This window comes from Streptomyces sp. NPDC111606 (assembly GCF_055656945.1).
In genome coordinates this window covers 1-26327 of the sequence record NZ_JBVKBY010000015.1, presented here as the reverse complement: position 1 = coordinate 26327, position 26327 = coordinate 1, and the positions used below count along the sequence as shown (strand labels likewise).

Below are 26327 nucleotides of genomic sequence, written 5' to 3'. Positions count from 1 at the left end.
ACCACGGACCGCGTGCCGGACCGTGAACGCGAGTGGGGGGAACATGTCGCGTTGGGCAGTGCTGCCCGCGGAACTCGATCCGCGGGTACGGCAGTTGGTGGTGCGGTTGCGTCGGCTGAAGGACCACAGCGGGCTGAGCCTGCGGCAGCTGGCCGCGAGGACGGGGTACAGCCCGAAGTCATGGGAACGGTATCTGGGCGGCCGTTCGTTGCCGCCACCGCAGGCCGTCGAGGCGCTGGCCCGGATCGGGGGTGAGGATCCGACCCGGTGGCTGGCCCTGCGCGAGGTCGCGGCGGAGGCGTGGGGGAACGGGCGCGGGGAAGCGCCCGCGGCGGACGCGCTCACCCTGGAAGCAGCGATGCCGGAAGCGACGACGACCGCGCCGGAGATCCTTACGGCCGGGGCCGGGGCCGGGGCCGCCGCCGAGGCTCCGGCCGGCGGCGCGCGTTCGCCGACGCGTTCCCTGCGGGTCGCCCTGGTCGCGGGCGCCGTGGCACTGGTGCTGGCCGTCTCATCGACGGTCCTCCTCGCCGTACGGCTCTTCGGCGCCGCGGGAGAGACAGCAGCTCCGCTCGCCGCGTCCGCCGCGTCGGCACCGGCATCGTCCTCGCAGTCGGCGCCCACGTACGCCTGCCGTGTCGAGCGGATCGACGGCCGCTGGTACGCGGGCATCAGCCCCACCAGGGGCGCCGTCCTGGCGAACGGCCACGCGGGGCCGGAGGTGGCCGAGGCACAGTGCCTGCTGCGCCGGGCGGGCATCTCGCCGGGCGGCATCGACGGGATCTTCGGTCCGCTGACGGAAGCCGCGGTCAGACGCGCGCAGCAGCGGGCCGGGCTGGTGGTGGACGGCATCATCGGCCCGCACACCTGGAAGGCCCTACGGCGATGACGACACCGTCACCGGAGCGGGCCCGACTTGCCTGCGCGCTAAGGGAGTTGAAGGTCCGCACCGGCCTGAGCCTGGTCGGCCTCGCGGCGAAGACGGCGTTCAGCAAGTCCTCCTGGGACCGCTACCTCAACGGCCGCACCCTGCCCCCACGCGACGCGGTACAGGAGCTGTGCCGTCTCGCGGGCGAGCCGGAGGGACGCTGTCTGGCCCTGTGGGAGATCGCGGAGTCGGAGAGCAGCGGGCGGGCGCGGGAGGGCCCACGGTCTCCGTCTCCGCCCGCGCCCCCATCCGCTCCGGCATCCCCGCCTCCCCCTCCGGCTCCCCCTCCACCTCCTCAGCAGGGCACGGGTGCCGGGAGTCCCGCCGACGGCCGTACCGCCCTCCGCGGTGCGACAGTCCTGGCGGTGCTCGCGTCGATCTGTGCCGTGCTCCTCGGGGGCGTCGCGGCGGTGGTCCTGCTGCTGCCGCACCCGGAGGGGGAGACGGGGTCGGCCCTGGCCCCGCCGCCGTCCGCCGCCGGGCCCCGCTGCCAGGGGGCGGCCTGCGAGGGCAGGAGCCCGATGCGGATGAAGTGCGCCGCAGCTCCGGTCACCCTCGCCAGGCACCGCACGACCACCGGCGCCTGGCTGGAACTGCGCTACAGCGAGGAGTGCGGGACGAGTTGGGCCCGGATGTGGGGGACGCGCGTGGGTGACCGGCTGGAGATGTCGGCGGCCGACCGCGGCTGCGCCGGCGTCGGTGACGGTGCCGGTGCCGGTGCCGGTGCCGTCCGCGGCGCCGAGGTCCGGAGCGACATCGACGCGGACGCCTACGTCCACACCCCGATGACCGCGGCTCGGCCCGGTACCGCGGTCCGCGCCTGCTTCCGGCCGGCGGCGGGCGGCGGGAAGGAGTGCTTCGACAGCCGAGTGGCCGGCTGAGTTGTCAGTGCCGACCTCTACAGTCACCGGCATGGCGACTCTTCCGAACCCGCTGCCGAAGCTCGCGACCGACCCGACGGGCACCGCGCTCGGTCTCCAACTCCCGCCCGGGAGGCTCCTCGACGCGACCCACGAGGGCGAGTCGCACGAGCCGCTGCTCTGGCTCGCCGACCAGCAGGCCGTGCCGGGCGCCTGGGCCGCGCTGGCCCCGGCCCGGCGGACCGCCGGCCTGCTGCCGGTCGTCCTGGACGCGGGCGGCAGCCATGGCGGCCCGCAGATGTGGGAGCTGACGCCCGAGGCGATGTCGTACCCGGGAGATCACGACGCCGATGAGGTGCTGGCGGACCTCTGGGAGGAGTACGCGGCCGGGGAGACGCAAGAGGACTGGCCCGGGCTGGCCGACGCGCCCGCCGCCTCCGGCACCGTCTCGGCCGACGACCCCGACACGGTGGCCACCGACATCGCGGACTCCCTGCTGGACAGCGGCGGCCTGTTGGAGGGCCCCCGCCTCGCCCTCGTTCCGGCCCGTCGCAGCGCGGACGTTCCGGCGGCGATCGGCTGGACCGGCCCGGTGAACCACGAGGGCGACACCGCTCGCCTCTGCGCGGTGCTCCGCTCCTGGGAGGACCGCTTCGGCATACGGGTGGTGGCGCTCGGCTTCGACCACCTCCTCGTCTCCGTCGCGTTTCCGCCGACCACCTTGGCGGAAGCGGAGGCCGTCGCCGCCGAGCACTTCGCGTTCTGCCCGGACAACATCCTGCAGAGCGGTGACAGCACTGTGCGCGCGTACGCCGAGAAGCGGCTCCTCAACCAGCCGGCCTGGCACTTCTGGTGGGACTGACCGCCCCGCCATCCCCGGTCACTGCGGCAACACCCGCATCCCGTCCGGCACCTCGATGCCGAACTCCTCGTCCAGCAACCGCCGCGCCTGCTCCTCCTGCGTCACCTCCTGCTCGACGACCGCCCCGTCCGCCCGCGTCCGCGTGAGCAGCGGGCCGTTGAGCAGGAGGTGACATTCGGCGGTGACGCTCTGGACGTAGACGCGCTGGGTGAACGGTGAGCGCGGATTGGTGCCGATGTGCCAGTTGATGACCTCGAAGTCGGGCTTCTCGAACGGCTCCAGAGTGAACGCGTACTGATCCGCCCAGTCGCCCTTCGCACGGTCGTGGGCCTGCAGCACCCACAGCTCCAGCGGCCCGTGGTGGGGCGCGTGGACGAGCCGGTGCCGGCGTTCCGCGTCCCGGAACTCGACACCGGCCGTCAGCGGCACCGGCTCCAGCAGCGCGCCGATCGCACCGAAGCCGACGTCCGCGAGATACGGCTGCGGGTCGCCAGGCTCCTCGACGAGCAGCGTCATGTGGGTGCGCGGGCGGCTCTCGACGCGGTCCGCTCCCACCACGACGCGCGCGGCCAGCCGGGTCACGCCGAAGCCCAGCGCCTCCAGCGCGCACGCGAGCAGCGTGTTGTGCTCGTAGCAGTACCCGCCGCGCCGGCTGTGGACCAGCTTGGCCATCAGGTCGGCCGGGTCGAGGGAGGGCGCCGTACGCCGCAGGGCGTCCAGGTTCTCGAAGGGGATGCCCCTCATGTGCGCCAGGTGCACACCCCGAAGCGTCGCCACGTCGGCCCGCCGCTCGCCCTCCCAACCGATCCGCCGGAGGTACGCGTCGAGGTCGAACCCCGCCGCCTGAACCGTCTGCGCTGTGTCGGCCATGCCCTAAGCCTGACGCAAACCCTCCCCGAGCCGCCTCAGTCCCTCCCCGATCTCCTCGGGCGTCTGCGTCACGAAGCACAGCCGCAGGGTCGACCGGTCGGGCTCACCGGCGTAGAAGGGCGCGCCGGGCACGTACGCCACGTCCTGCCGGACCACCTTGGGCAGCAGAGCCGTCGTGTCGTACGACTCTGGCAGGCGGGCCCACAGGAACATGCCGCCCTCGGGCCGGGCCCAGGTCGATCCCTCCGGGAGGGCCCCGGGCAGGCCGGCGAGCATGGCGTCGCGGCGTTCGCGGTAGACGTCCCTGACGCGGGCGACATGTGCGTCGAGGCCGGTCAGGTAGCGGGCGGCGGCGAGTTGGTTCAGGGTCGGCGTGTGCAGGTCGGCCGCCTGCTTGGCGACCACGCAGGCGCGCCGCAGGGCGGCCGGCGCGCGCAGCCAGCCCAGTCGCAGACCCGGCGCCATCACCTTGGAGAAGGAGCCGAGCAGCACCGTACGGTCCTGAGCCCCCGGGTAGGACGCGATCCAGGGCACGCGCTCGCCCTCGTAGCGGAGTTCGCCGTACGGGTCGTCCTCGACGATCCACACTCCGCTCCGGGCGGCGACCTCGGCGACGGCCGCCCTGCGCTCGGCGGGCAGGGTCCTGCCGGTGGGGTTCTGGAAGGTGGGCACGGTGTAGAAGAGCTTCGGCCGCTCCCGCGCGACAAGTTCCTCCAGCGCCTGCGCGTCCACCCCGTCCGCGTCCCCCGGCACGGCCACGACCCGCGCTCCCGCGAGTCCGAAAGCCTGAAGTGCCGCCAGATAACAGGGGTCTTCGACGAGAACCGTGTCGCCGGGATCCAGCAGCGCGGTCGCCAGGAGCGACAGACCCTGCTGGGAGCCGGTGGTGATGAGAAGGTCGTCGGCGTCCGTCGCGAGGCCCCGGGCCGACATGCGCGCGGCGAGCCCGGTGCGCAGGCTCGGCTCGCCCTCCGTCGTGGAGTACTGCAACGCCCGCTCCGGCGTCTCGGCGAGCACGTCACGGAAGGCGGCCGCGATGCCCTCCCGGTCGAACAGCTCCGGCGCCGGCAGCCCGCCCGCGAAGTTGATGACCTCGGGCCGGGCGGTGACGGCGAGAATGTCCCGCACGGGCGAGCCACCGACCGACCCCGCCCGCGCCGCGAGCGGCGGCACGGCGGCCGGGGCGTGGTGGGGCGCGGGAGGCGCGGGCTCGGTGACGGTCATGACACGGCTCCTTCGGCTCGACGACGAGCGTGACGGCTCGTGCCGGGCAGCCTAGAGAACTAGGTGTCACCTACAGGCAGCTTTTCGGTATCCGGACTCCGCCGCCGCACAGCGGGGCGTTTCACTGCTCCGGACGTCCCACACCGAGCCGTTGGGACATGACGTCCCCGCAGGTCAACCCGCATTCCGCCGCTCGGTCGTCCCGAATTCACGGCGGACGCTGGCGGCCGGAAGGGATGATCACGCAGGCTGGGGTCCGACCCCCACCCAAGGAGAGGGCCCACCCCATGTCCGCACCCCCCACCCGTCGCCCGCACGTCCGGCTCCTCGCCGCCACGCTGGTGACGATCGCCGCGCTCACGCTGACCGCGTGCAAGGACGGCGAGGGACTGCGCGACGAGGGCCCGGCCGCCCTCCATGACCCGGGGACGGCGAAAGGCCACCCGGACAACGTCCGGGTGGCCTCCAGGCCTTGAGGCCCATATCACCGGCTCATGGCATCACGCGTGCGCCGGGATCTCCTTGGGGCTCGGGCCGTACTTGTTCGCGCCCGGCTGGGTGTCCGCGCACAGGAAGACCAGCATGACGATGAAGCCGACGAGCGGGACGATCCCGATGAGGATCCACCAGCCCGAGCGATCGGTGTCGTGCAGTCGGCGCACGGTGACGCCCAGGGCGGGCAGCAGGAGCGCGACCACGAAGATGCCCACGAGGGCCGGGAAGTCGATCGCGTAGCCGACGGCCATCAGCACGATCTCGAAGATCAGGTAGAACAGCGTGAACATCCAGTATTCCTTGCGGCGCGCACGACCGCTGAACACCGCATACTTCTTGAGCACCTCGATGAACCAGCTCACTGCATCCCCCCAGGGATCGACGTATGACAGACCCTCCGGAACGGATCAGGCCAAGCGCAGAAGCTACGAACACTGACGGGTACTCGTCAATCCGGTTGTCTGCGCAGCTCATTGCGCCGAACTCCCGGCCACCCTCCTGCCGCTGCCCGACTTGCGGCCGTCGAATTCAGGACAGATCCTTCGAAGATCACCGCGTATCCCCGCGCGGGTCCCGCGGGGATACGGCGCCGCAACCGGAACTTCCCCGAGCCGAGTTCTGGCCGTGGCCGAAATGAATGCGTTCCGATGCCGGACCGATCCGGAACCGTTGCCGTACCGTCGGCGGTTCCGTCAGCGAAGTGCCCGTGCCGCCTCGACGGCCCAGTAGGTCAGAATGTTGCGCGCCCCCGCCCTCTTGATGCCGGTCAGCGTCTCGAGGATGGCCCGGTCCCGGTCGATCCAGCCCTTCTCGGCGGCGGCCTCGACCATCGAGTACTCGCCGGAGATCTGATAGGCGGCGACCGGTACGTCCACCGCGTCGGCGACCCGCGCCAGGATGTCGAGGTAGGGCCCGGCCGGCTTGACCATCACCATGTCGGCGCCCTCCTCCAGATCGAGGGCGAGTTCCCGCAGCGACTCCCGCGCATTCGCCGGGTCCTGCTGATACGTCTTCCGGTCACCCCGCAGCGACGAGGCGACGGCCTCCCGGAAGGGCCCGTAGAAGGCGGAGGCGTACTTGGCGGTGTAGGCGAGGACGGCGACGTCCTCCCGCCCGATCTGGTCGAGCGCGTCCCGGACGACGCCGATCTGCCCGTCCATCATCCCGCTGGGCCCGACCACGTGGGCCCCGGCGTCGGCCTGCACTTGCGCCATCTCGGCGTACCGCTCCAGGGTCGCGTCGTTGTCGACCCGCCCTTCCGCGTCCAGTACTCCGCAGTGCCCGTGATCGGTGGTCTCGTCGAGGCACAGATCGGACATGACGAGAAGCTCGTCCCCCACTTCGGCCCGCACATCGCGGATGGCGACCTGGAGAATCCCGTCAGGATCGGTCCCAGGGGTCCCGAGGGCGTCCTTCTTCGCCTCCTCGGGAACACCGAAGAGCATGATCCCGGAGATGCCGGCCTCCACCGCTTCGGCAGCGGCCTTCTTCAGGCTGTCCCGCGTGTGCTGGACGACCCCCGGCATGGTCGCGATCGGCACCGGCTCACTGACACCCTCGCGCACGAAGGCCGGGAGGATGAAGTCGGCGGGGTGCAGCCTGGTCTCGGCGACCATCCGCCGCATGGCGGGGATGGTCCGCAGACGCCGCGGCCGCGTACCGGGGAAGGATCCGTACGTCGTCATGGCACCTACGCTACGCCCGCGTCGCGGGTGCCTTTGCCGACGAGGCGTCGGACGGAACACGGCCCCTGCGGCCCGCATGCGGCCCCCCACCCACCGGGTCCATCCTGAAGTAGAGACCTCCCAGGCCCCGCAGGCCCCCGCAGGCCCCGCAGGCCCCCGGACACAAGGACCCCGACGGCCCCGCCCCACCCGCCTCGCCGCCGCAGTCCCTCCGTACGTACGCACACCACGGAGGACGCGATGACCGCCACCCACCACAACACCCCCGACCTCTTCGCCCTCTCCGAGATCCACGGCCCGGTCCTGCGCCCCGGCGACGACGGCTACGCCGACGAGGTCACCGGCTTCAACCTGGCCGCGCTGCACACGCCCGACGTGGTCGTGGGCGCGAGGGACGTCGACGACATCGTGATGGCGCTGCGCTGGGCGTCGGCCACCGGTACCCCGGTCGCCGTGCAGGCGACGGGCCACGGCGCGAACTTCCCGATCGACCACGGCCTGCTGATCAGCACGGCCCGCATGACGGACGTACGCGTCGACACGGACCAACGCCTCGCCACCATCGAGGCCGGAGCGAAGTGGCGGCACGTCATGGACGCGACCGCACCGCACGGCCTGGCCGCCCTCTGCGGCACGTCCACGGACGCGGGCGCGGTCGGCTACACCCTGGGCGGCGGCCTGCCGGTCCTCGGCCGGGCGTACGGCTACGCGACCGACCTGGTCCGCTCATTCCAGGTGGCCACACCGGACGGCACCCTGTACGAGTCCGACCCCGACCACGAGCCGGAACTGTTCTGGGCGCTGCGCGGCGGCAAGGGCAATGTGGGCGTGGTGACCTCGATGGTCTGCGAGTTGCTGCCCTTGTCCACGATCCTCGGCGGCGGGATCTACGCCTCCGGTGAGCACACGGAGGCACTGCTGCACGCCTGGGCCGACTGGACCAGGACCGTCCCGGACGAGATGTGCAGCACCTTCTCCCTCCTCCGGCTCCCACCCATCCCGGAGATCCCCGAACCCCTGCGCGGCGGCTTCTGGGCCCGCGTCGCGATCGCCTGGCCCGGCGACCCGGCCGAGGGGGAGCGCCTGCTGGCCCCGATCCGCGCGGCTGCCCCGGTGGCGGTCGACATGGTGGAGGAGATGCCGTACGCGGCCGTGGACCGCATCCACATGGAACCGCAGGATCCCCTGCCGGCCCGCGAGGCATGCGCCCTGCTACGCGACCTGCCCGCGGAAGCGATCGACACGTTCCTCTCCCAAGTGGGCCCGGCCGTCCCCGACTGCCCCCTCCTCGTGGTGGAGATCCGCCACATGGGCGGCGCCCTGGCCCGCCCCGCCCGCCTGGAGGACGCGATCTGCTCCCGGGACGCGAACTACCTCCTGGAATCGGTGGGCGTCCTGGCAGCCCCACCGGCAGCCGAGGCCATAGAGATGACCACAAGGTCCCTGTACTCGGCGATGGCCCCCTACGGCACGGGCCACACAATGATCAACATCCACGGCACCCCGGGAGACACCACCGACCGAGCCCGAGCCTGGACCCCCGAAACCCGCACCCGCCTGAGCCACGACAAGTCCACCTACGACCCATCCAACCTGCTCCGCTTCGGCCACACGGTGCCGACATAGCCCGTCCGGCGTTCGAGGCCCACGCACACCGGCAGTGCGTCCCGGCGCCGGTCCCGCTGTTTCAGCCCGTCCGGCGTTCGAGGACGAGAACCGCCATCCCTAGCCCCCACCCACCCGCAGGGGGCTGCACGCACACAGGCGATGCTTCTCGGCGCCGGTCCAGGCAGTTCAGCCCGTCCGGCGTTTGAGGACGAGGCCGTTCAGGCCGACAGCGGGGGTCCGGGGGCGGCAGCCCCCAGGGACCCGGGGTCGAAGGGGCAGCAGCCCCTGGAGGACGGGAAGGGTAGGGGCGGCGGGGGCGAAAACCCACCCCGCCCACACCTACGTCGTGGACCGCCGCCGCCGAGCCCCCGGCCGCCGCTCACTCGGCCGAGTAACAGGATCCCCCGCCTCAACCGCCGCAGCCCGCCGCCGCAACCCGAACTCGGCCAACGCCTCGGCCAACTTGTGCACAGACGGCTCCGGAGCCATCACATCCACCCGAAGCCCGTGCTCCTCGGCAGTCTTCGCGGTGGCCGGCCCGATACAGGCGATCACCGTCACGTTGTGCGGCTTACCGGCGATCCCCACCAGATTCCGCACAGTGGAGGACGACGTGAAGAGAACGGCATCGAAGCCACCCCCCTTGATCGCCTCCCGCGTCTCCGCCGGCGGCGGCGACGCCCGCACGGTCCGATAGGCCGTGACGTCATCCACCTCCCAGCCCAGCTCGATGAGCCCGGCGACCAGCGTCTCCGTGGCGATATCGGCCCGCGGCAGGAACACCCGGTCGATCGGGTCGAATACGGGGTCGTACGGCGGCCAGTCCTCCAGCAGCCCCGCAGCCGACTGCTCCCCACTCGGCACGAGATCCGGCTTCACACCGAACGCGATCAGCGCCTTCGCGGTCTGCTCCCCCACCGCGGCGACCTTGATCCCGGCAAACGCCCGGGCATCGAGCCCGTACTCCTCGAACTTCTCCCGCACGGCCTTGACCGCGTTCACCGAGGTGAAGGCGATCCACTCGTACCGCCCGGTGACGAGCCCCTTGACCGCCCGCTCCATCTGCTGAGGCGTCCGCGGCGGCTCGACGGCGATCGTCGGCACCTCGTGCGGCACGGCCCCGTACGACCGCAGCTGGTCGGAGAGCGACGCCGCCTGCTCCTTCGTACGCGGCACGAGCACCCGCCACCCGAAGAGCGGCTTGGACTCGAACCACGACAACTGGTCGCGCTGGGCGGCGGCGGAACGCTCACCGACCACGGCTATCACCGGCCGCCCGCCTTCGGGCGAGGGCAGCACCTTGGCCTGCTTCAGCGTCTGCGCGATGGTCCCGAGGGTCGCGGTCCAGGTCCGCTGCCGAGTGGTCGTACCGGCGACGGTCACCGTCATCGGCGTATCGGGCTTGCGCCCCGCCGACACCAGCTCACCGGCGGCCGCGCCCACGGAATCCAGCGTCGTCGACACGACGACCGTCCCGTCCGACGCCCCGACCTCGGTCCAGCACCGGTCGGAAGCCGTCCGCGCGTCCACGAACCGCACGTCCGCGCCCTGCGCGTCCCGCAGCGGCACGCCGGCATACGCGGGCACGCCCACGGCAGCGGCGACACCCGGCACGACCTCGAACGGCACACCCGCCGCGGCACACGCCAGCATCTCCTCGGCGGCGTACGTGTCGAGCCCGGGATCCCCGGACACCGCACGCACGACCCGCCTGCCGCCCCGTGCGGCCTCCATGACAAGATGTGCGGCATCCCGCACTGCGGGTAGCCCAGCGGTCGTTGACGCGCCGTCAACAACCGCTAGCTGAGGCGTGCCTGTGCCCACGGCGGCGTCCGAATCCGGACCTGTGTCCGTGTGCACTTCGGCAACGCCCTGCCTGGCGTGCTGACGTACGACGTCGAGCACCTCGTGCTCGGCGACCAGTACGTCCGCATTCGCCAGCGCGTCGACGGCGCGCAGAGTCAGCAGCCCCGGATCCCCGGGTCCGGCACCGAGGAAGGTGACGTGCCCGTGTTCAAGGCCGGCGGGAAGGGTGGTGGGGCTCACTGCGCTCGCTCCCCCATCAGACCGGCCGCGCCCTGGGCAAGCATCTCGGAAGCGAGTTCGCGACCCAGCGCAAGCGCTTGGTCGTGCGTCTCGGGCACGGGACCGGTGGTGGACAGCTGCACCATGCGAGTGCCGTCGGTCGTGCCGACGACGCCCCGCAGGCGCATTTCCTTGACAATCTGCCCGTCGGCCAGAAGGTCGGCCAGCGCACCCACAGGTGCACTGCAACCGGCCTCCAGGGCGGCGAGCAGTGAGCGCTCGGCGGTCACGGCGACCCGCGTGAACGGGTCGTCGAGTTCCCCGAGCGCGGCGATCAGGTCCGCGTTGTCCGCGGTGCACTCGATCGCCAGTGCCCCCTGGCCGGGGGCGGGCAAAACAGTGTCGACCGACAGGAAGTCGGTCACCTCGTCGATGCGGCCGATACGGCTCAGGCCGGCCGCGGCCAGCACCACCGCATCCAGCTCGCCGTCGCGCACGTATCCGATCCGCGTATCCACGTTCCCTCGGATCGCAACCGTCTCGATGTCCAGCCCGTGGCTGCGCGCATACGCGTTGAGCTGCGCCATCCGGCGCGGCGAACCCGTACCGATGCGCGCCCCGCGCGGCAGGTCGGTGAGCTTCAGGGCGTCCTGCGCGACGATCACATCGCGCGGGTCCTCCCGCTCGGGAACGGCCGCGAGGACCAGTTCCTCGGGCTGCGTGGTCGGCAGGTCCTTCAGGGAGTGCACCGCGAAGTCGACCTCGCCCTTGAGGAGCGCGTCGCGCAGGGCGGTGACGAAGACGCCGGTGCCGCCGATCTGCGCGAGGGCCTCGCGCGAGACATCGCCGTACGTGGTGATCTCGACGAGTTCGACGGGCCGTCCGGTCACCTGGCTGACGGCGTCCGCGACCTGCCCGGACTGGGCCATGGCGAGCCTGCTGCGCCTGGTGCCGAGCCGTAGTGCCTGCTGAGTCATCGTGGGCCTCGGTCTTTCTCGGTGCTGTCCTCGGCGCGCGAGACGGAGGCCACCGTCTCCTGGTCGAGGTCGAACAGGGTCCTCAGGGCATCCGCGTACCCCGCGCCGCCCGGCTCTGCCGCAAGCTGCTTGACCCGCACCGTCGGCGCGTGCAGCAACTTGTCGACCACCCGCTTGACGGTCTGCGTGATCTCCCCGCGGTGCTTGTCGTCGAGCCCGGGCAGCCGCCCTTCCAGCCGGGCGATCTCACTCGCCACGACATCGGCGGCCATCGTGCGCAACGCGACGACGGTGGGCGTGATGTGGGCGGCCCGCTGAGCCGCCCCGAAGGCCGCGACCTCGTCGGAGACGATACGGCGGACCTCGTCGACATCGGCCGCCATCGGAGCGTCGGCGGAGGCTTCCGCCAGCGACTCGATGTCGACCAGCCGCACCCCGGTCAGCCGGTGCACGGCGGCGTCGATGTCGCGCGGCATGGCGAGGTCGAGCAGGGCGAGCACGGGCGCGGGGCGGGACACCTCGACGACCGGCTCGGGCTTGCGGCGCTCGGGAATCCGGCCGACGGTGGCCACGGTCGCGGCGAGCGCGGTGATCAGCTCGGCGTCGGCCTCGGGGCTGCGCCGGGCGGCCTCACGGCGGTCGACGGCGCTGCCCGCGGCCCAGGCCGCGTGCTGCTCCAGGGTGGCCGCGTCCATACCGGCGACGGCGGCCTCCCCCATGACAGAGAAACCTCCCTGCACGGAGCCGAGATCCAGCGGACAGTCCTCGTCGGTGCCGACGCTGGTGGGCGGCAGCGGAGTCTGCCGTACGTCGGTGGCGTCGGCGGCGCTCCTGGCGGCCGGCGCCTTGGCCGCCGTACGACCGCTGTCGCCGGCTTCCTCGAAGGCGACCGGCTGACCGGTACGGCCCTCCACGCCTGCGGCGATCTCCTCGGCCGTGAGGACGAGCCCGGTCGCTCCGGTGCAGGAGACGACGACATCGGCACGTGTCAGCTCGACCGGCACCGACTCCATCGGTACCGCGCGGGCGGGCACGTCCGTACCGTCGGTCTCACCAAGGCCCTGTCCGTATTGCTCTCCGAGCAGGGCTGCGAGGCGCTCGGCGCGGTCGTAGGTGCGGTTGGCGACGACGATCTCGGCGACACCGGCACGCGCGAGCGTGGCGGCGGCCAGCGACGACATCGAGCCGGCCCCGATGACCAGGGCCTTCCTGCCGCGGGCCCACGCGGTGACGTCCGTACCGTCGGCGAGCTGCTCCAGGCCGAAGGTGACCAGGGACTGCCCGGCGCGGTCGATGCCGGTCTCGGAGTGGGCGCGCTTGCCGACCCGCAGTGCCTGCTGGAACAGGTCGTTCAGCAGCCGTCCGGCGCTGTGCAGCTCCTGTGCCTTGGCGAGCGAGTCCTTGATCTGCCCGAGGACCTGCCCCTCTCCTACGACCATGGAGTCGAGCCCGCAGGCCACCGAGAACAGGTGGTGGACGGCCCGGTCCTCGTAATGGACGTAGAGGTAGGGCGTGAGCTCGTCGAGCCCGACCCCACTGTGCTGGGCGAGCAGCGTGGACAGCTCGGCGACACCGGCGTGGAACTTGTCCACGTCGGCGTACAGCTCGATGCGGTTGCAGGTGGCCAGCAGGGCGGCCTCGGTGGCCGGCTCGGCGGCGACCGTGTCCTGCAGCAGCTTGATCTGGGCGTCCGCGCTCAGCGCCGCGCGCTCCAGGACGCTGACCGGGGCACTGCGGTGGCTCAGCCCTACGACGAGGAGACTCATGCCGGCATCACGGCGGGTACGTCCCCGTCGGGCCCCTGGTCGGTGGATCGGTCGGACTCACGGGTGACGGCGGCCGGTCCGGCGCCGTCGGCGTGGGCGTGGGCCTCCTCGCCGGCCTTGCGCTGCTCGTGGAAGGCGAGGATCTGCAGCTCGATGGAGAGGTCGACCTTGCGCACGTCGACGCCGTCCGGGACGGTCAGCACGGTCGGCGCGAAGTTCAGGATGGAGGTGACCCCGGCGGCCACGAGCCGGTCACAGACCGGCTGGGCGGCACCGGCGGGGGTGGCGATGACGCCGATCGACACGCCGTTGTCCTGGATGATCTTCTCCAGGTCGTCGGAGTGCTGCACGGGGATCCCGGCGACGGGCTTGCCGGCCATGGCCGGGTCGGCGTCGATGAGCGCGGCGACCCGGAAGCCACGGGAGGCGAACCCGCCGTAGTTGGCGAGAGCGGCGCCGAGGTTACCGATACCGACGATCACAACCGGCCAGTCCTGGGTGAGCCCCAGTTCGCGGGAGATCTGGTAGACGAGATACTCGACGTCGTAGCCGACACCGCGCGTTCCGTACGACCCGAGGTACGAGAAGTCCTTGCGCAGCTTGGCGGAGTTGACCCCCGCCGCGGCCGCGAGCTCCTCGGAGGAGACCGTGGGTACCGAGCGCTCCGACAGTGCGGTCAGGGCGCGGAGGTACAGCGGAAGCCTGGCGACGGTGGCCTCGGGAATCCCTCGGCTACGGGTCGCCGGTCGGTGAGTTCGGCCAGTTGCCACGGTGCTCCTGCGGGTAGAGCGTGGGGGCAGGCGGTCACACGTACCTAGACCGCCCCGTCGAATGCAGGCTATGTCTTTGTGAACGCGTGCACAAAGATGGTGTCCGATTTGCCCGCCCAACGTGACCGGGCTCACGCACGCCCGGCGCACTGATGTGGAACCGGCGCATACGCACCACCGTTCCTCAACTCTTGGGGGCAAAACCGCACACTCTCCTCAACGATCCCCGCCCCCGCGACCAAGTCGCCGTCGATCCTAAGCCGTTTTCGGAGTAGTTGGACTACCCGGTCAGTGCTTTGCGGAGGCGATCCTCGTTCACGCGCCAGAACGTGTGCTGGGCTCCGTCGACGAGGACGACGGGGATCTGTTCCCAGTACTGGTCATGGAGTTGGGGGTCCTGGTTGATGTCCTTCAGCTCCCACGGAACCCCCAACTCGGCACACACCTTCTCGACCACGATCTGTGCGTCATCACACAGATGACAATCGGGCTTGCCGATGAGAGTGACGAGCCGGTCCTGGGGGGATTTGGCTGCGGCGCGACGAAAGAGGGGGCTCATGTCAGCCATTCTCGCGCGCCGGCGCGCGTGTGCGGGGCGGACTCCGAACGGGTGCTGACGGGACGCATCACCATGCTGTTTAACTGCGCGGTCGCGGAGAGTTCACAACCTCCAAACCTCTCGACTCCGGAAGCACCGAACAAACTGGCTATGCTCACGGTCATGGCCGCTCTTGGATGGCTCACTCCCCGTAGGCGTTCCGCCACGGCGCGGAGCGTGTTGGCTGGCGAGGCTTCGGCGGAGGCAGCGCGCAAGTCGTCGCAGGAAGCGACGGAGGTCTCCGACGTCGAGCCGGAGTTCCCGGTACTCGGTGACGAGCAGGCCGCCGCCTTCTTCGACCTGGACAACACCGTGATGCAAGGTGCTGCCCTCTTCCACTTCGGCCGGGGCCTGTACAAGCGGAAGTTCTTCGAGACACGCGACCTCGCCAAGTTCGCCTGGCAGCAGGCGTGGTTCCGGTTGGCGGGGGTCGAGGACCCGGAGCACATGCAGGACGCCCGCGACTCGGCCCTGTCGATCGTGAAGGGCCACCGCGTCGCCGAGCTGACCTCGATCGGCGAGGAGATCTACGACGAGTACATGGCCGAGCGCATCTGGCCGGGCACGCGCGCCCTCGCCCAGGCGCACCTGGACGCGGGCCAGAAGGTGTGGCTGGTGACGGCCGCCCCGGTCGAGATCGCCCAGGTGATCTCCCGCCGCCTCGGCCTGACGGGCGCCCTCGGCACGGTGGCCGAATCGGTGGACGGCGTCTACACCGGCAAGCTGGTCGGCGAACCGCTGCACGGCCCGGCCAAGGCGGAGGCCGTCCGCGCCCTGGCTTCCGCGGAGGGCCTGGACCTCTCCCGCTGCGCGGCCTACAGCGACTCCCACAACGACATCCCGATGCTCTCCCTCGTCGGCCACCCCTACGCCATCAACCCCGACGCCAAGCTCCGCAAACACGCCCGAAAGCTCGACTGGCGCCTACGCGACTACCGCACCGGCCGAAAGGCCGCGAAGGTCGGCATCCCGGCGGCGGCGGGTGTGGGCGCGGTGGCCGGGGGCACGGCAGCGGCAATCGCACTACACAGACGGCGGCGATAGCCGTCGTTGGCCGCGGGCCGATGCCTGCGGCAGCCTGTACCGCCAGGTGGGGGTTCGCGTAGCGCCAACGGTTTCGTCGTGGGTCGGGGCGGCGCCGCGGGGGTACGCCACCACCGCTGCTGTGCGACGCCGGTCCCGGCAATCCGGACCGTCCGGTGTCTGGGGGGCGAGGGCTGTGCCCACTTCTCGGTGCCGGCCCAGGCAATTCAGCCCGTCCGGCGTTTGAGGACGAGGCCGTTCAGGCCGAAGCGGGGGTCCGGGGGGCGCAGCCCCCTGGCCGGGGTCGAAGGGGCGGAGCCCCTTCAAGGACGGGACGGGTAGGGGCGGCGGGGGCGAGGAACGTTCGGGGGCAGCGAGTTGACCACGCCCGGGCGGCCAGCCAATCCGCACCCCCTACCCCCACAACCCCCTGTCCAGTCCCCTTGGCTGCACACGGCCACAACACGCCCTGGAGTAAGCCGGAACACGGAAGACTTCGATCAACAACCGGTCACTCTCCGGCACTTGATAGGACGTCAATCGGTTACAGAAGAGACGCAATCGATGATTTGAGCAACTGGGCGTAGCAGTGCCTGCACGAAGCGTTATTCTCCTCAGACGCAATCCGGTACCCCTCCGTCGCTACGACGGGTGAACGGTCCCGCACTGCACGTGATGGAAGCTCTGCCTCTGGGAGTCCCGTGTACCCACACGTCGGGGTTGACGCCTCGGGCCTGGCTACGCTGCGCGCAACGGTCCACAACCTGTTGCGCGGCTTCGTCCCCACCGCGTACGCCGTCCCCGCCCTCGCCGTAACCACCGTGCCCGTAGGCCCGTGCTACGCGCTCGCCGACGGCAGCGCCGCCGTCGGCAGACGCGGACGCTCCGCCGGCGCGGCAACCGCCCGCCGGCCGGCCGCCGACAGCGACAGCGCTCGAATGATGGATCTCGTGGAACGCGCGCAGGCCGGCGAGGCCGACGCGTTCGGCCGGCTCTACGACCAGTACAGCGACACCGTCTATCGCTACATCTATTACCGGGTGGGAGGTAAGGCCACCGCCGAGGACCTCACAAGCGAGACCTTTCTGCGCGCACTCCGCCGGATCGGCACCTTCACCTGGCAGGGCCGGGACTTCGGCGCCTGGCTCGTCACCATCGCCCGCAACCTCGTCGCCGACCACTTCAAGTCCAGCCGCTTCCGGCTGGAGGTGACCACCGGCGAAATGCTCGACGCCAACGAGGTCGAGCGCTCCCCGGAGGACTCCGTCCTCGAATCCCTCTCCAACGCCGCCCTCCTCGAGGCCGTACGACGCCTCAACCCGCAGCAGCAGGAGTGCGTCACCCTCCGATTCCTCCAGGGCCTCTCCGTCGCCGAGACCGCCCGTGTCATGGGCAAGAACGAGGGCGCCATCAAGACCCTCCAGTACCGCGCCGTGCGCACTCTCGCCCGGCTGCTCCCGGAAGACGCCCGCTGAGCGGCCCCTAACGAACCAGCACACTCCGCTACCCTCAACTCACCCTCGGTGAAAGTCCGTTGACTTCGCGACCCGTTCATCCTCCGTCCGTAACCCAAGTGCCAAGCCACTCGTTGTGCGGGATGCAGGCTCCCTGTGGTCACTCTCTGGCCGACTCTGATCACTCGATCGTGTGGATTCGGTCAGGGCGTGCAACCCTCAGGACCCCCTGGGGAGTCGACCGTGATGACGAGAGGAGGTGCCGCCAGTGATCGCGAACGTATCGGCGCACCGGCGGGCGAACGCCTTCGCCCAGGCCCTGGAGGAGCTGACCGACCGGGTCTCGGCGGCCGAGCAGGCCGAGCAGTGCGATGTATCGGCACCGGCACCGGCTGCTGCGGAACAGACCGAGCGAGGGCGCCTGTTGGCCCTCACCACGAGTCTGGACGAGCTGCCCAAGCCCGTGCTCGACCCGGAGGTCAAGGTCGTCCAGAGGGCCCAGCTCGTGGCCGCGATGGAGGCCATGATGCAGGAGGGCACCGCAGCGGGCGAGGCGAGTGCCGCCCTGCCCGAGCAGCGTTCGCACCGGGCACGGGGCGCGCACAGGGCGTCCCCGCTGGGCAAGTTCCGGCCGCGTTCCCGGCTGGCCAAGGGCCTGACCGCGGGCGGGCTCAGTGTAGGAGTCGCCGCAGGAGCCTTCGGCGGAGTCTCGGCCGCGAGTTCCGAGGCCCTGCCCGGTGACTCTCTCTACGGCCTCAAGCGCGGCATCGAGGACTTCAAGCTCAACGTCCTGGCCGACGGCGACGACGAGCGTGGGCGAACATATCTCGACCAGGCCTCCATCCGGATGAGCGAGGCCCGCAGGCTGATGGAGCGTGGCCGCGGCGGACAGCTCGACCACGAGTCGGTCGGCGAGGTCCGCCGCGCCCTGTCCGGCATGCGCCACGACGCCTCGGAGGGGCACCGCCTGCTCCGTGAGGCGTACGAGCGCGACCCGGGCTCCCTGGGGCCCATCCAGGCCCTCTCCGCCTTCTCACGCTCACACCGAGCGGCGTGGGGCGTCCTGCGCGAGCGGCTTCCCCTCCAGCTCGGGGACGTCAGTGACCAGGTGTCCTCGGTCTTCGACGCCATAGACGAAGAGGTCGCCCCGCTGCAGTCCCTCCTCCCGCCGACCCCGGCACAGGGCGGCGACGGAAAGCGGCAGGGCGGTCCCGGATCGGCATCCACAGGTACGTCCGGATCCGACCGGTCGGCCCGCCCCAGCGCGGGCGGCAGCGGCTCCTCCGACGGCAACCGGTCCAGCAGCCCCAGCAAGTCGGCCGAGGGCTCCACCGGCGAGGGCGAAGGTCTCCTCGGCGGAAACACCGGCGGCCTGCTCGACCCGCCGAAGGACACCGGCAGCGCCTCACCGTCCACGTCCACCCCGAGCACCGAGCCCGCCGTCACCCTCCCGCCCCTCCTCCCGGGCCTCCTGCCCGGCCTGGGCATCGACAGCGAGGACGCGAACTAGCAGCCGTACAGCCAGGTCATACGTCGACGGGGCGCCCCTCGTGAGGAGGGGCGCCCCGTCGACGTATCGGCTGAACCCAGCAAGCGAGCCGGCGACCCACACCCGGCCCAGCGGTGTCAGAAGAACACCGACCGCCGCTGCACCAGCAACTTGTACAGCGTGTGCTGGATCTGCTCCCTGACCTGGTCCGTCAGGTTGAACATCAGCATCGGATCCTCGGCCGCCTCCGGCGGATAGCCGTCCGTGGGGATCGGCTCGCCGAACTGGATCGTCCACTTGGTCGGCAGCGGGATCGCACCGAGCGGGCCCAGCCACGGGAAGGTCGGCGTCAGCGGGAAGTACGGGAAGCCCAGCAGGCGGGCCAGCGTCTTCGCGTTGCCGATCATCGGGTAGATCTCCTCGGCCCCGACGATCGAGCACGGGATGATCGGGGTGCCCTGGCGCAGGGCCGTGGAGACGAAGCCGCCGCGGCCGAAGCGCTGCAACTTGTAGCGCTCGCTGAAGGGCTTGCCGATGCCCTTGAAGCCCTCCGGCATCACGCCGACCAACTCGCCCTGCGCCAGCAGCCGCTCGGCGTCCTCGGCACAGGCGAGGGTGTGGCCGAGCTTGCGGGCGAGTTCGTTGACCACCGGCAGCATGAAGACCAGGTCGGCCGCGAGCAGACGCAGGTGCCGGCCCGCGGGATGGTGGTCGTGCACGGCGACCTGCATCATCAGGCCGTCCAGCGGCAGCGTGCCGGAGTGGTTGGCGACGATCAGCGCGCCGCCCTCGGACGGGATGTTCTCGACACCCTTCACCTCGACCCGGAAGTAGTTCTCGTACACCGGGCGCAGCAGGGACATCAGGACCTGGTCGGTGAGTTCCTCGTCGTACCCGAAGTCGTCGACCTCGTAGTCCCCGGTGAGGCGGCGGCGCAGGAAGGCCAGGCCGCTCGCGATCCGCCTCTCCAGGCCACCGTCGTCCTGGGCCTTGCGGGGCGGCTCTTCCTCACGTGTCACAGGAACATCATCCTGCGCGAAGGCCCGTCCCGGGAGGGGCTGGACCTCGCGTACCAGCGCGGATTCACCGTTCTTGCGCCGGCTCCCCGCGCCCCGGCGCCGCGAAGGCCGCTGCACGGCGCTCCCGCGGGACCGGTCGTCGTCGAACGGAATGACCTTGGCGTCCGCCATCGTTGATGCGCTCCTCAGTTGGCGCTCTGCGTCGGGAGGTTTCCGCCGCCCAGGACGGGCAGTGCGGCGATCCGGTCGACGGCCCCCGCAAGGGCCTCCGGCGGCAGCAGGCCCGGCGCGCGGCTGCGCGCGAAGTCCGCGAAGGTCTCCGCCGTCGTGTACTTCGGCTTGAATCCGAGCGTCTCTCGCATCTGGTCCGTCGCCACCACCCGGCCGTGCGTGAGCAGCCGGATCTGCTCCGGCGAGAAGTCCGACATACCCAGCGTACGCACCAGGGAGCCCGCCCATGTCACCGCGGGAAGCAGCAGCGGCACGGTGGCGCGGCCCAGGCGCCGCGAGCACTGCGAGAGCAGCAGGACACCGTCGCCGGCGATGTTGAAGGTGCCGCTGTTGAGCGTGCCCCGCGCCGGCTCGTGCGAGGCGATGCGCAGCACCTCGATCACGTCGTCCTCATGGACGAACTGCAGCCGTGGGTCGTACCCGAAGACGGTGGGCAGCACGGGCAGCGAGAAGTACGAGGCCAGGGGGGTGTCGGCGGTCGGACCGAGGATGTTGGCGAACCGCAGCACGCACACCGCGACGTCCGGCCGCCGCCGAGCGAACCCGCGCACATAGCCCTCGACCTCGACCGCGTCCTTGGCGAACCCGCCGCTGGGCAGCGACTTGGGCGGCGTGGTCTCCGTGAAGACGGCCGGGTCGCGAGGCGCGGACCCGTAGACGTTCGTGCTGGACTTGACCACCAGCCGCTTGACGTTGGGGGACTTCTGGCAGGCGCCGAGCAGCTGCATCGTCCCGATGACGTTGGTCTCCTTGACCATGGTCCGGCTACCGCTGCCGAGCGCGGTCCCGGTCACGTCCATGTGCACGACGGTGTCCGCGCCGCTCTCGGCCAGCACCCGCGCGATGGTGGGATGCCGGATGTCGGCCTGGATGAAGTCGGCACCGCCCAGATGATGCTCGGGCGGGACCGCGTCCACGGCGACCACCCGGTCCACCTGCGGGTCACGCTGGATCCGTCGGACGAACCGGCCCCCCAGTTGACGGGCCACTCCGGTCACGAGCACGACCTTGCCCAAGATCAGCGCCTTCCTTCCAGCACTCGTACGCTGCCGAGTTCCCCGAGTTCCCCGTGTGCGGCCAACTTAGCGGGTCGATGTTGCGCTGTGATGACCGCCCAATGCATGAAGTGACGGGAATTCCTTGCGTACGACCAGACGGACCAGGCATGTGTACAGGCCTACGTACGAAGTTCGGCTCATCGCACATCCCCTCCACGATCTCACCCACCGGCCCCAAAAGCGTGTGGCCCCCCACCGGATCCGGTGGGGGGCCACAAACACGCCACGCCGCTTTCGCGGCGCGCCGCTTACTTCTTGTTGCGACGCTGAACGCGCGTGCGCTTGAGCAGCTTGCGGTGCTTCTTCTTAGCCATCCGCTTGCGCCGCTTCTTGATAACAGAGCCCACGACTACCCTCGCTCACTTCTCATCACTCGGCGTTGGGCGCCATGGGCCCATACGACCTACGAGGGGCTAGCCTACCCGCCCGAGCGCTGAGGTCGTAATCGAGGGGACGAGGGGGGATCCTGCAAAGCCCTGAGGATCCCCCCTCACCCGTCGCTGTCAGGCGGTTTCCACCCCCACATAACTCTCGCGGAGGTACTCGTGAACCGCTTGCTCGGGGACGCGGAAGGACCGCCCCACCCGAATCGCGGGCAGATGACCACTGTGCACCAGCCGGTACACGGTCATCTTCGACACTCGCATCACCGAGGCGACTTCCGCCACGGTAAGGAACTGAACCTCGTTCAGAGGCCTCTCGCCAGCTGCAGCCATGACACACCTGAACCTTCCGCACTCGACGGCCACCGGCTTCCCCTTCCGGTGACTCTTCGTCGTTGCGTGCTCACTCCCCAGGGTAGGGGCGTGTGATGCGAGTGGGGAAGAGGTGCACCCATCGGCGGCCTACTGTGACAGACACGCTCGATTGAGTACGTAGCGGGTAAGCGGCCGGTAGTAATCAGACCGCACAGCGTCATCAAGTGGAACGACGACGGACACGGCCCCCTCAGCCTCCCCCACGAAGAGCGCGGGGTCATCGGTATCGGCCAGCCCAATCGCCTCAAACCCCAGCTGACCTGCCCCGCAGACCCACCCGTGATCCCCGATCACCAGCTCCGGCAACGGCCCGCCGGCCTCCGCCGCGGCCGCCAGCGCGGTACGAACCGGGAGCGGTGAGTGCGTGTGTGCGCCGGGCTCACAACCGGGGCGAGAGAGGCCGGGTTCCCGCACCAACGCGACTCCTCGTACGTAGGCAAGGTTGTACGTGCGTAGGCCGAACCGGGTCGTTATGTCGACACAGCGACCATGCGCCGGGGTGAGAACGGCACATCCCGCCGCCGACAACGCGTCCGCCAAGGCGGCGTAGAACCCAAGCAGTCGATGCGGATGCCCGGTACCGAGCAGCACGGGCACGCTGCGCTGGGCGGCAGCCGCGACCCGATCAGCGAAGGCATCCAGAGCGGTCAACGTCAGCTCCGGATCGATCACATCCAGTCCAGATACGCATGCCGGATCGGCTGAAACCCCGCATCTGTCCGCCATCAACGCAATCAAATCCCGCTGCCGCCAGCTCCCCGCAGGATCAAGCCCAATAACCACACGCGGATCACGAGCCGCAAACAGCCGATAACTCCTCAGACTCACCTCCCGAGAAGTAGCCACGACCCCAGCCAGCCGAGCATCCAGAAGATGGGCACGAAGCGCTCCGCGACTCACCACGAGAGCGATGGTGACGGACGAAACAGGAGGAGGGCGGAGGAATGGGGAAAGGCCGCACAGTTGGGCTAACGGAGGCCGGCAAGGGGGATGCGGTGAGCCCACCCCCACCCACCCTGGGGCTGCGCACCGCGCCGGCGGACCTTCTCAGCGCCGGTCCAGGCACCCCCGCCCGTCCGGCGTTTCGAGGACGGGGCTTGCACACCATTCCTAACCCCACCCACCCGCTGGGGGCTACGCACGCACACCGGCGGTGCCTCCCGGCGCCAGGTCCCGCCACTTCAGCCCGTCCGGCGCTCGAGGAGGAGGCGGCCGCCGCCCTCAGCCCCCACCCACCCGCTGGGGCGGCGCATGAGTGGCGCCTGTGCTTCTCAGCACCGGTCCAGGCATTTCAGCCCGTCCGGCGTTTGAGGACGAGGCCGTTCAGGCTGACAGCGGGGGTCTGGGGGCAGCAGCCCCCAGGGACCGGGGTCAAAGGGGCAGAGCCCCTGGAGGACGGGAAGGGTAGGGGCGGCGGGGGCGAAAACCCACCCCACTCCCACCTACGGCAACAACCCCCGCAACGGAAACACCGCCCGCCGAGTAGCCAACACCGCCTGATCCAACCGATCCGCAGGGTCGTACCCCGCCTCCCAGTCCCCCCAGGAAATAGGCCACCGCCCATCCGTCATCCGCGCCGGCCCCAACTGCCGAGTCCGCGCAAAGACTTCCTGCCGCCACCCCTCCGGAATCATCGCCTCGGGCTCAATCGCCCGCCCCGCAGCAATCCCCACCAGATGAGTCCACGACCGCGGCACAACCTCCACCACCGCATATCCGCCCCCACCCAGCGCAACCCACTTCCCATCGGCGTACTCGTGCGCCAGCTCATGACAGGCCACCTGCACAGCCCGCTGCGCATCCAGCGAAACGGCAAGATGCGCAAGCGGATCCTCGAAGTGCGTGTCAGCCCCATGCTGGGTCACCAACACCTGCGGCCGAAAGTCACCGATCAACTCCGGTACGACAGCGTGGAAGGCCCGCAACCACCCCGCATCCCCGGTCCCGGCCGGCAACGCCACATTCACGGCCGACCCCTCAGCCGCCTCCGCACCCGTCTCCTCCGGCCACCCGGTCTGCGGAAACAACGTACGAGGATGCTCGTGCAACGAAATCGTCAGCACCCGCGGATCGTCCCAGAACGCCGCCTGCACCCCATCCCCGTGATGCACGTCGACATCGATGTACGCGACCCGCTCGGCCCCCAACTCCAGCAGCCGGGCAATGGCCAGCGAGGCGTCGTTGTAGATACAGAAACCCGACGCGCCCCCCGGCATCGCATGGTGCAGCCCTCCCGCGAAGTTCACCGCATGCAGCGCCTCACCCCGCCACACGGCCTCCGCCGCCCCCACCGACTGCCCGGCGATGAGCGCCGACACCTCATGCATCCCGGCGAACGCGGGGTCGTCCAGCGTCCCGAGCCCGTACGACTGATCCGCCGCCGCCGGATTCGCCGAGGCCGCCTTCACGGCCTCGATGTAGTCCTCCCGATGCACCAGCCGCAGGGTCGACTCCCCGGCCGGTTGCGCCGAGACGACGTCCACGTCCTTGTCCAGCCCGAAGGCATCGACGAGTCTCCGGGTCAGCGCGAGCCGGACCGGGTCCATCGGATGGTCCCGGCCGAAGTCATAGCCCGTTACTGCCTCGTCCCACATCAGCTGTGCGCGGCCGCTCATGCCCGCCACCGTATCGGTCCGGTTGAGCGGCGAACGAACGGGCGTACACAAGCGTCACCAGCACCAACACCATCGGCACAAGCATCGCCCCGCGATAGTTCCAGGCATCGCCCAGTGCACCCACCAAAGGCGAACCGATCAAAAACCCCACGTAATTGAACACATTGAGCCGCGCAATGGCCGTATCAGAAGCCCCCGGGAACAACCGCCCGGCTGCCGCGAAGGTCTGTGGCACCAGCACACACAACCCCAGCCCGAGCAGCGTGAACCCCAGCATCCCCACCCATGCCCCCGACGCCCCGGCCACCACCGCGAACCCGACGGCCGCCACGACGGCGCCCATCCGCACGACCGCGACAGCCCCGAACCGCCGCACCCCGAAGTCCCCGATGGCCCGCCCCAGCAGCGTGGTGACCATGTAGACGTTGTACGGCACGGTCGCCATCTGCTCCGAGCTCCCCAGCACGTCCTGGAGATACTTCGCGCTCCAGTTGGAGACGGTCGAATCGCCGATATACGCGAAGGTCATCACCAGACACAGCGGCAGCAGCATCTTGAACACAACGGGCCCGCCCTCACCCGCTTCCTCCGCCACGGCCCCGCCCCCGCCGCTCCCACCGTCGACGTACCACCGACTCCCCACCAGCGCGGCCGGCAACAACACCACGACAACCGGCAGATACGACACGACCAGCGCCAGATCCCAGTGCGCCCCCACCCAGGCCAACGAGGCCCCGACGATCCCGCCCAGGCTGTACACGGCATGGAAGCTGAGCATGATGCTGCGCCCGTACGACCGCTGCAGACTCACCCCGAGCATGTTCATCGAGGCATCGAGCGCGCCCACGGCCAGCCCGAACGCGGCCAGTGCGAGCCCCAGCTCGATCATCCGCTCCCCCGCCCCGACGCCGAACAGCGCCAGGAGCACGACGGGCTGGGACCACCGCAACACCCGGCTCGGCGGTATTCGTTTCACCAGCCGCTCGGTCGTCACACTCCCGACGCCGGCCAGGATCGGTACGGCGGCGAGAAAGGCCGGCAGCAGCGCGTCGGAGACCCCATACCGGTCCTGGATGGCCGGAATCCGGGTCACGAGCAGGGCAAAGGCAACTCCCTGAGCGAAGAAGCCGAACGCCAACGAGGCCCTACCGCGCCGCAGCACATCAGTCATGGCGGCGAGCGTAGGGCCCCGGGGTACTGGTGGGTAGATCCAGCCAAAGATGAATTCCCCTCAAGTTTGCTAGACGTCGCGCACGTCGGGGAATCCCAGCAGGTCGACCAACTCCCCCATGTCGGCGAAGAGTCGACTGGCCCCGGCCAGCTTCGCGGCGGGCGTCATCGCGGTGAACCCGTACACGTCCATCCCCGCCGCCGCGGCAGCCTCCACCCCCAGCGGACTGTCCTCGACGACGACACACCGCTCCGGCGCGACCCCCATCCGCTCGGCCGCGTACAGAAACAGATCCGGGGCCGGCTTCCCCCGCCCCACATCCTGCGAGCTGAAGATCCGCCCCTCATCGAAAAACCGCTCAAGCCCTGTCGTCCGATGCCCTACCCGAATCCGCTCATGACTCCCGGACGACGCCACGCAGTACGGCACACCGTCCTGACCGAGCTTCTCGAGTGCCTCGGCCGCACCGGCCACCGCCTTCAACTCCCGCTCGAAGGCGGCGAACACACGCGCATGGAAGACGTCATCAAAGTCCCCGGGAAGCCGCTGCCCTGTCCGCTCCAGCACCAACTCATGAATCCGATGCATGGCAGAGCCCATGTAGTCCCGAATGGAATCCTCGTACGAGGTCGGGTGCCCCAACTCCGTGAGGTACGCGGCGAGCATCCGGTTAGAAATGGGCTCGCTGTCGACGAGTACACCGTCGTTGTCGAAGATGACGAGGTCATAGCGCATACATTGACCCTAAACGCAGAAAGGCCCACACCATAAGGTGTGGGCCTTTCTCACAATTTGTTCGGCGGCGTCCTACTCTCCCACAGGGTCCCCCCTGCAGTACCAT

Annotated in this window: 25 protein-coding genes; 8 read left to right on the top strand and 17 right to left on the bottom strand. The window is 70.3% G+C overall.

The annotated features are described in order from the left end of the window. Nucleotides 1-43 precede the first annotated feature (43 nt). The 3 genes from ACZ7M7_RS39240 to ACZ7M7_RS39230 are packed head-to-tail and all read left to right on the top strand — an operon-like array spanning nucleotide 44 to nucleotide 2650. Nucleotides 44-889: a peptidoglycan-binding protein gene (locus ACZ7M7_RS39240; protein WP_472125542.1), complete on the top strand. Its 846-nt coding sequence runs from the start codon at nucleotides 44-46 to the stop codon at nucleotides 887-889. Next, nucleotides 886-1809, top strand: coding sequence for a helix-turn-helix domain-containing protein (locus ACZ7M7_RS39235; RefSeq protein WP_472125538.1), 924 nt, complete (start codon nucleotides 886-888; stop codon nucleotides 1807-1809). The genes ACZ7M7_RS39240 and ACZ7M7_RS39235 overlap by 4 nt, the downstream gene beginning before the upstream one ends. A 31-nt stretch (nucleotides 1810-1840) precedes the next feature. After that, nucleotides 1841-2650 carry a DUF4253 domain-containing protein gene (locus ACZ7M7_RS39230; protein ID WP_383630674.1) on the top strand — a complete coding sequence of 270 codons (810 nt, stop codon included), beginning with the start codon at nucleotides 1841-1843 and terminating at the stop codon, nucleotides 2648-2650. A gap of 18 nt (nucleotides 2651-2668) precedes the next feature. Here ACZ7M7_RS39230 and ACZ7M7_RS39225 read toward each other — a convergent pair whose 3' ends face one another. Together ACZ7M7_RS39225 and ACZ7M7_RS39220 are read right to left on the bottom strand one after the other, a co-directional pair. Beyond that, on the bottom strand, nucleotides 2669-3520 hold the full coding sequence (locus tag ACZ7M7_RS39225) for an arylamine N-acetyltransferase family protein (RefSeq protein ID WP_472125534.1): 852 nt from the start codon (nucleotides 3518-3520) through the stop codon (nucleotides 2669-2671). A 3-nt stretch (nucleotides 3521-3523) separates the two neighbouring features. After that, a complete protein-coding gene (locus ACZ7M7_RS39220; RefSeq protein ID WP_472125531.1) occupies nucleotides 3524-4744 on the bottom strand; it encodes an aminotransferase-like domain-containing protein in 1221 nt (406 codons plus the stop codon). Between the two features lie 287 nt (nucleotides 4745-5031). On the opposite strand from ACZ7M7_RS39220, the gene ACZ7M7_RS39215 reads away from it, so the two are divergent. Next, nucleotides 5032-5220: a hypothetical protein gene (locus ACZ7M7_RS39215; RefSeq protein WP_383610405.1), complete on the top strand. Its 189-nt coding sequence runs from the start codon at nucleotides 5032-5034 to the stop codon at nucleotides 5218-5220. A gap of 24 nt (nucleotides 5221-5244) precedes the next feature. Here ACZ7M7_RS39215 and ACZ7M7_RS39210 read toward each other — a convergent pair whose 3' ends face one another. After that, on the bottom strand, nucleotides 5245-5601 hold the full coding sequence (locus tag ACZ7M7_RS39210; protein ID WP_383610408.1) for a DUF805 domain-containing protein: 357 nt from the start codon (nucleotides 5599-5601) through the stop codon (nucleotides 5245-5247). 330 nt (nucleotides 5602-5931) lie between these two features. Continuing rightward, the gene (gene hemB / locus ACZ7M7_RS39205; RefSeq protein WP_383610411.1) at nucleotides 5932-6924 is read right to left on the bottom strand and encodes a porphobilinogen synthase; all 993 of its coding nucleotides are present in this window, start codon (nucleotides 6922-6924) and stop codon (nucleotides 5932-5934) included. A 240-nt stretch (nucleotides 6925-7164) separates the two neighbouring features. Between hemB and ACZ7M7_RS39200 the strand changes: the two genes are divergently transcribed. Continuing rightward, nucleotides 7165-8550, top strand: coding sequence for an FAD-binding oxidoreductase (locus ACZ7M7_RS39200; RefSeq protein ID WP_472125527.1), 1386 nt, complete (start codon nucleotides 7165-7167; stop codon nucleotides 8548-8550). Between the two features lie 321 nt (nucleotides 8551-8871). Here ACZ7M7_RS39200 and ACZ7M7_RS39195 read toward each other — a convergent pair whose 3' ends face one another. The 5 genes from ACZ7M7_RS39195 to ACZ7M7_RS39175 form a co-directional block, all read right to left on the bottom strand. Continuing rightward, on the bottom strand, nucleotides 8872-10578 hold the full coding sequence (locus ACZ7M7_RS39195) for a bifunctional uroporphyrinogen-III C-methyltransferase/uroporphyrinogen-III synthase (RefSeq protein ID WP_472125524.1): 1707 nt from the start codon (nucleotides 10576-10578) through the stop codon (nucleotides 8872-8874). Then, entirely contained in the window at nucleotides 10575-11534 is a 960-nt protein-coding gene (gene hemC, locus ACZ7M7_RS39190) for a hydroxymethylbilane synthase (protein WP_369272694.1), read from the bottom strand. The genes ACZ7M7_RS39195 and hemC overlap by 4 nt, the downstream gene beginning before the upstream one ends. Further along, nucleotides 11531-13300, bottom strand: coding sequence for a glutamyl-tRNA reductase (locus ACZ7M7_RS39185; RefSeq protein WP_472125521.1), 1770 nt, complete (start codon nucleotides 13298-13300; stop codon nucleotides 11531-11533). Before ACZ7M7_RS39185 ends, hemC begins: the two co-directional genes overlap by 4 nt. Beyond that, on the bottom strand, nucleotides 13297-14070 hold the full coding sequence (locus ACZ7M7_RS39180) for a redox-sensing transcriptional repressor Rex (protein WP_328880091.1): 774 nt from the start codon (nucleotides 14068-14070) through the stop codon (nucleotides 13297-13299). Before ACZ7M7_RS39180 ends, ACZ7M7_RS39185 begins: the two co-directional genes overlap by 4 nt. Before the next feature lie 280 nt (nucleotides 14071-14350). Further along, nucleotides 14351-14638 (bottom strand): glutaredoxin family protein, encoded by a 288-nt coding sequence (locus ACZ7M7_RS39175; protein WP_383610424.1) that lies wholly within the window; start codon nucleotides 14636-14638, stop codon nucleotides 14351-14353. 153 nt (nucleotides 14639-14791) lie between these two features. Between ACZ7M7_RS39175 and ACZ7M7_RS39170 the strand changes: the two genes are divergently transcribed. The 3 genes from ACZ7M7_RS39170 (at nucleotide 14792) to ACZ7M7_RS39160 (ending at nucleotide 18655) form a co-directional block, all read left to right on the top strand. Beyond that, nucleotides 14792-15712, top strand: a complete 921-nt coding sequence (locus tag ACZ7M7_RS39170; protein WP_383610427.1) for an HAD family hydrolase — start codon at nucleotides 14792-14794, stop codon at nucleotides 15710-15712. A 680-nt stretch (nucleotides 15713-16392) separates the two neighbouring features. Continuing rightward, nucleotides 16393-17166 carry an ECF subfamily RNA polymerase sigma factor, BldN family gene (locus ACZ7M7_RS39165; protein WP_328880094.1) on the top strand — a complete coding sequence of 258 codons (774 nt, stop codon included), beginning with the start codon at nucleotides 16393-16395 and terminating at the stop codon, nucleotides 17164-17166. Nucleotides 17167-17413: 247 nt separating this feature from the next. Beyond that, nucleotides 17414-18655, top strand: coding sequence for a DUF5667 domain-containing protein (locus tag ACZ7M7_RS39160; protein WP_383610430.1), 1242 nt, complete (start codon nucleotides 17414-17416; stop codon nucleotides 18653-18655). A gap of 116 nt (nucleotides 18656-18771) precedes the next feature. Here the strand turns inward: ACZ7M7_RS39160 and ACZ7M7_RS39155 are convergent, their stop codons facing one another. The 8 genes from ACZ7M7_RS39155 to ACZ7M7_RS39120 all read right to left on the bottom strand — a co-directional run bounded on the left by ACZ7M7_RS39155 (nucleotide 18772) and on the right by ACZ7M7_RS39120 (nucleotide 26221). Continuing rightward, nucleotides 18772-19824 (bottom strand): lysophospholipid acyltransferase family protein, encoded by a 1053-nt coding sequence (locus ACZ7M7_RS39155; RefSeq protein WP_383610433.1) that lies wholly within the window; start codon nucleotides 19822-19824, stop codon nucleotides 18772-18774. Nucleotides 19825-19838: 14 nt separating this feature from the next. Beyond that, nucleotides 19839-20900, bottom strand: a complete 1062-nt coding sequence (locus ACZ7M7_RS39150; RefSeq protein WP_383610436.1) for an NAD-dependent epimerase/dehydratase family protein — start codon at nucleotides 20898-20900, stop codon at nucleotides 19839-19841. A gap of 290 nt (nucleotides 20901-21190) precedes the next feature. Then, nucleotides 21191-21289 (bottom strand): 30S ribosomal protein bS22, encoded by a 99-nt coding sequence (locus tag ACZ7M7_RS39145; protein ID WP_003948845.1) that lies wholly within the window; start codon nucleotides 21287-21289, stop codon nucleotides 21191-21193. A gap of 156 nt (nucleotides 21290-21445) precedes the next feature. Next, nucleotides 21446-21658, bottom strand: a complete 213-nt coding sequence (locus ACZ7M7_RS39140; protein WP_004984898.1) for a helix-turn-helix domain-containing protein — start codon at nucleotides 21656-21658, stop codon at nucleotides 21446-21448. A gap of 129 nt (nucleotides 21659-21787) precedes the next feature. Then, nucleotides 21788-22603 carry a phosphatase gene (locus ACZ7M7_RS39135; RefSeq protein WP_472125515.1) on the bottom strand — a complete coding sequence of 272 codons (816 nt, stop codon included), beginning with the start codon at nucleotides 22601-22603 and terminating at the stop codon, nucleotides 21788-21790. 539 nt (nucleotides 22604-23142) lie between these two features. Further along, a complete protein-coding gene (locus ACZ7M7_RS39130; RefSeq protein WP_472125513.1) occupies nucleotides 23143-24315 on the bottom strand; it encodes an acetoin utilization protein AcuC in 1173 nt (390 codons plus the stop codon). Continuing rightward, nucleotides 24266-25486, bottom strand: a complete 1221-nt coding sequence (locus ACZ7M7_RS39125; protein WP_472125510.1) for an MFS transporter — start codon at nucleotides 25484-25486, stop codon at nucleotides 24266-24268. Before ACZ7M7_RS39125 ends, ACZ7M7_RS39130 begins: the two co-directional genes overlap by 50 nt. Before the next feature lie 69 nt (nucleotides 25487-25555). Beyond that, the gene (locus ACZ7M7_RS39120; RefSeq protein WP_472125507.1) at nucleotides 25556-26221 is read right to left on the bottom strand and encodes an HAD family hydrolase; all 666 of its coding nucleotides are present in this window, start codon (nucleotides 26219-26221) and stop codon (nucleotides 25556-25558) included. Between the last annotated feature and the right edge of the window lie 106 nt (nucleotides 26222-26327).

Coding starts and splice junctions, on each gene's coding strand:
- ACZ7M7_RS39240 (WP_472125542.1), top strand. CDS start 44: ATGTCGCGTTGGGCAGTGCTGCCCGCGGAACTCGATCCGCGGGTACGG.
- ACZ7M7_RS39235 (WP_472125538.1), top strand. CDS start 886: ATGACGACACCGTCACCGGAGCGGGCCCGACTTGCCTGCGCGCTAAGG.
- ACZ7M7_RS39230 (WP_383630674.1), top strand. CDS start 1,841: ATGGCGACTCTTCCGAACCCGCTGCCGAAGCTCGCGACCGACCCGACG.
- ACZ7M7_RS39225 (WP_472125534.1), bottom strand. CDS start 3,520: ATGGCCGACACAGCGCAGACGGTTCAGGCGGCGGGGTTCGACCTCGAC.
- ACZ7M7_RS39220 (WP_472125531.1), bottom strand. CDS start 4,744: ATGACCGTCACCGAGCCCGCGCCTCCCGCGCCCCACCACGCCCCGGCC.
- ACZ7M7_RS39215 (WP_383610405.1), top strand. CDS start 5,032: ATGTCCGCACCCCCCACCCGTCGCCCGCACGTCCGGCTCCTCGCCGCC.
- hemB (WP_383610411.1), bottom strand. CDS start 6,924: ATGACGACGTACGGATCCTTCCCCGGTACGCGGCCGCGGCGTCTGCGG.
- ACZ7M7_RS39200 (WP_472125527.1), top strand. CDS start 7,165: ATGACCGCCACCCACCACAACACCCCCGACCTCTTCGCCCTCTCCGAG.
- hemC (WP_369272694.1), bottom strand. CDS start 11,534: ATGACTCAGCAGGCACTACGGCTCGGCACCAGGCGCAGCAGGCTCGCC.
- ACZ7M7_RS39185 (WP_472125521.1), bottom strand. CDS start 13,300: ATGAGTCTCCTCGTCGTAGGGCTGAGCCACCGCAGTGCCCCGGTCAGC.
- ACZ7M7_RS39175 (WP_383610424.1), bottom strand. CDS start 14,638: ATGGCTGACATGAGCCCCCTCTTTCGTCGCGCCGCAGCCAAATCCCCC.
- ACZ7M7_RS39170 (WP_383610427.1), top strand. CDS start 14,792: ATGGCCGCTCTTGGATGGCTCACTCCCCGTAGGCGTTCCGCCACGGCG.
- ACZ7M7_RS39155 (WP_383610433.1), bottom strand. CDS start 19,824: ATGGCGGACGCCAAGGTCATTCCGTTCGACGACGACCGGTCCCGCGGG.
- ACZ7M7_RS39140 (WP_004984898.1), bottom strand. CDS start 21,658: ATGGCTGCAGCTGGCGAGAGGCCTCTGAACGAGGTTCAGTTCCTTACC.
- ACZ7M7_RS39130 (WP_472125513.1), bottom strand. CDS start 24,315: ATGAGCGGCCGCGCACAGCTGATGTGGGACGAGGCAGTAACGGGCTAT.
- ACZ7M7_RS39125 (WP_472125510.1), bottom strand. CDS start 25,486: ATGACTGATGTGCTGCGGCGCGGTAGGGCCTCGTTGGCGTTCGGCTTC.
- ACZ7M7_RS39120 (WP_472125507.1), bottom strand. CDS start 26,221: ATGCGCTATGACCTCGTCATCTTCGACAACGACGGTGTACTCGTCGAC.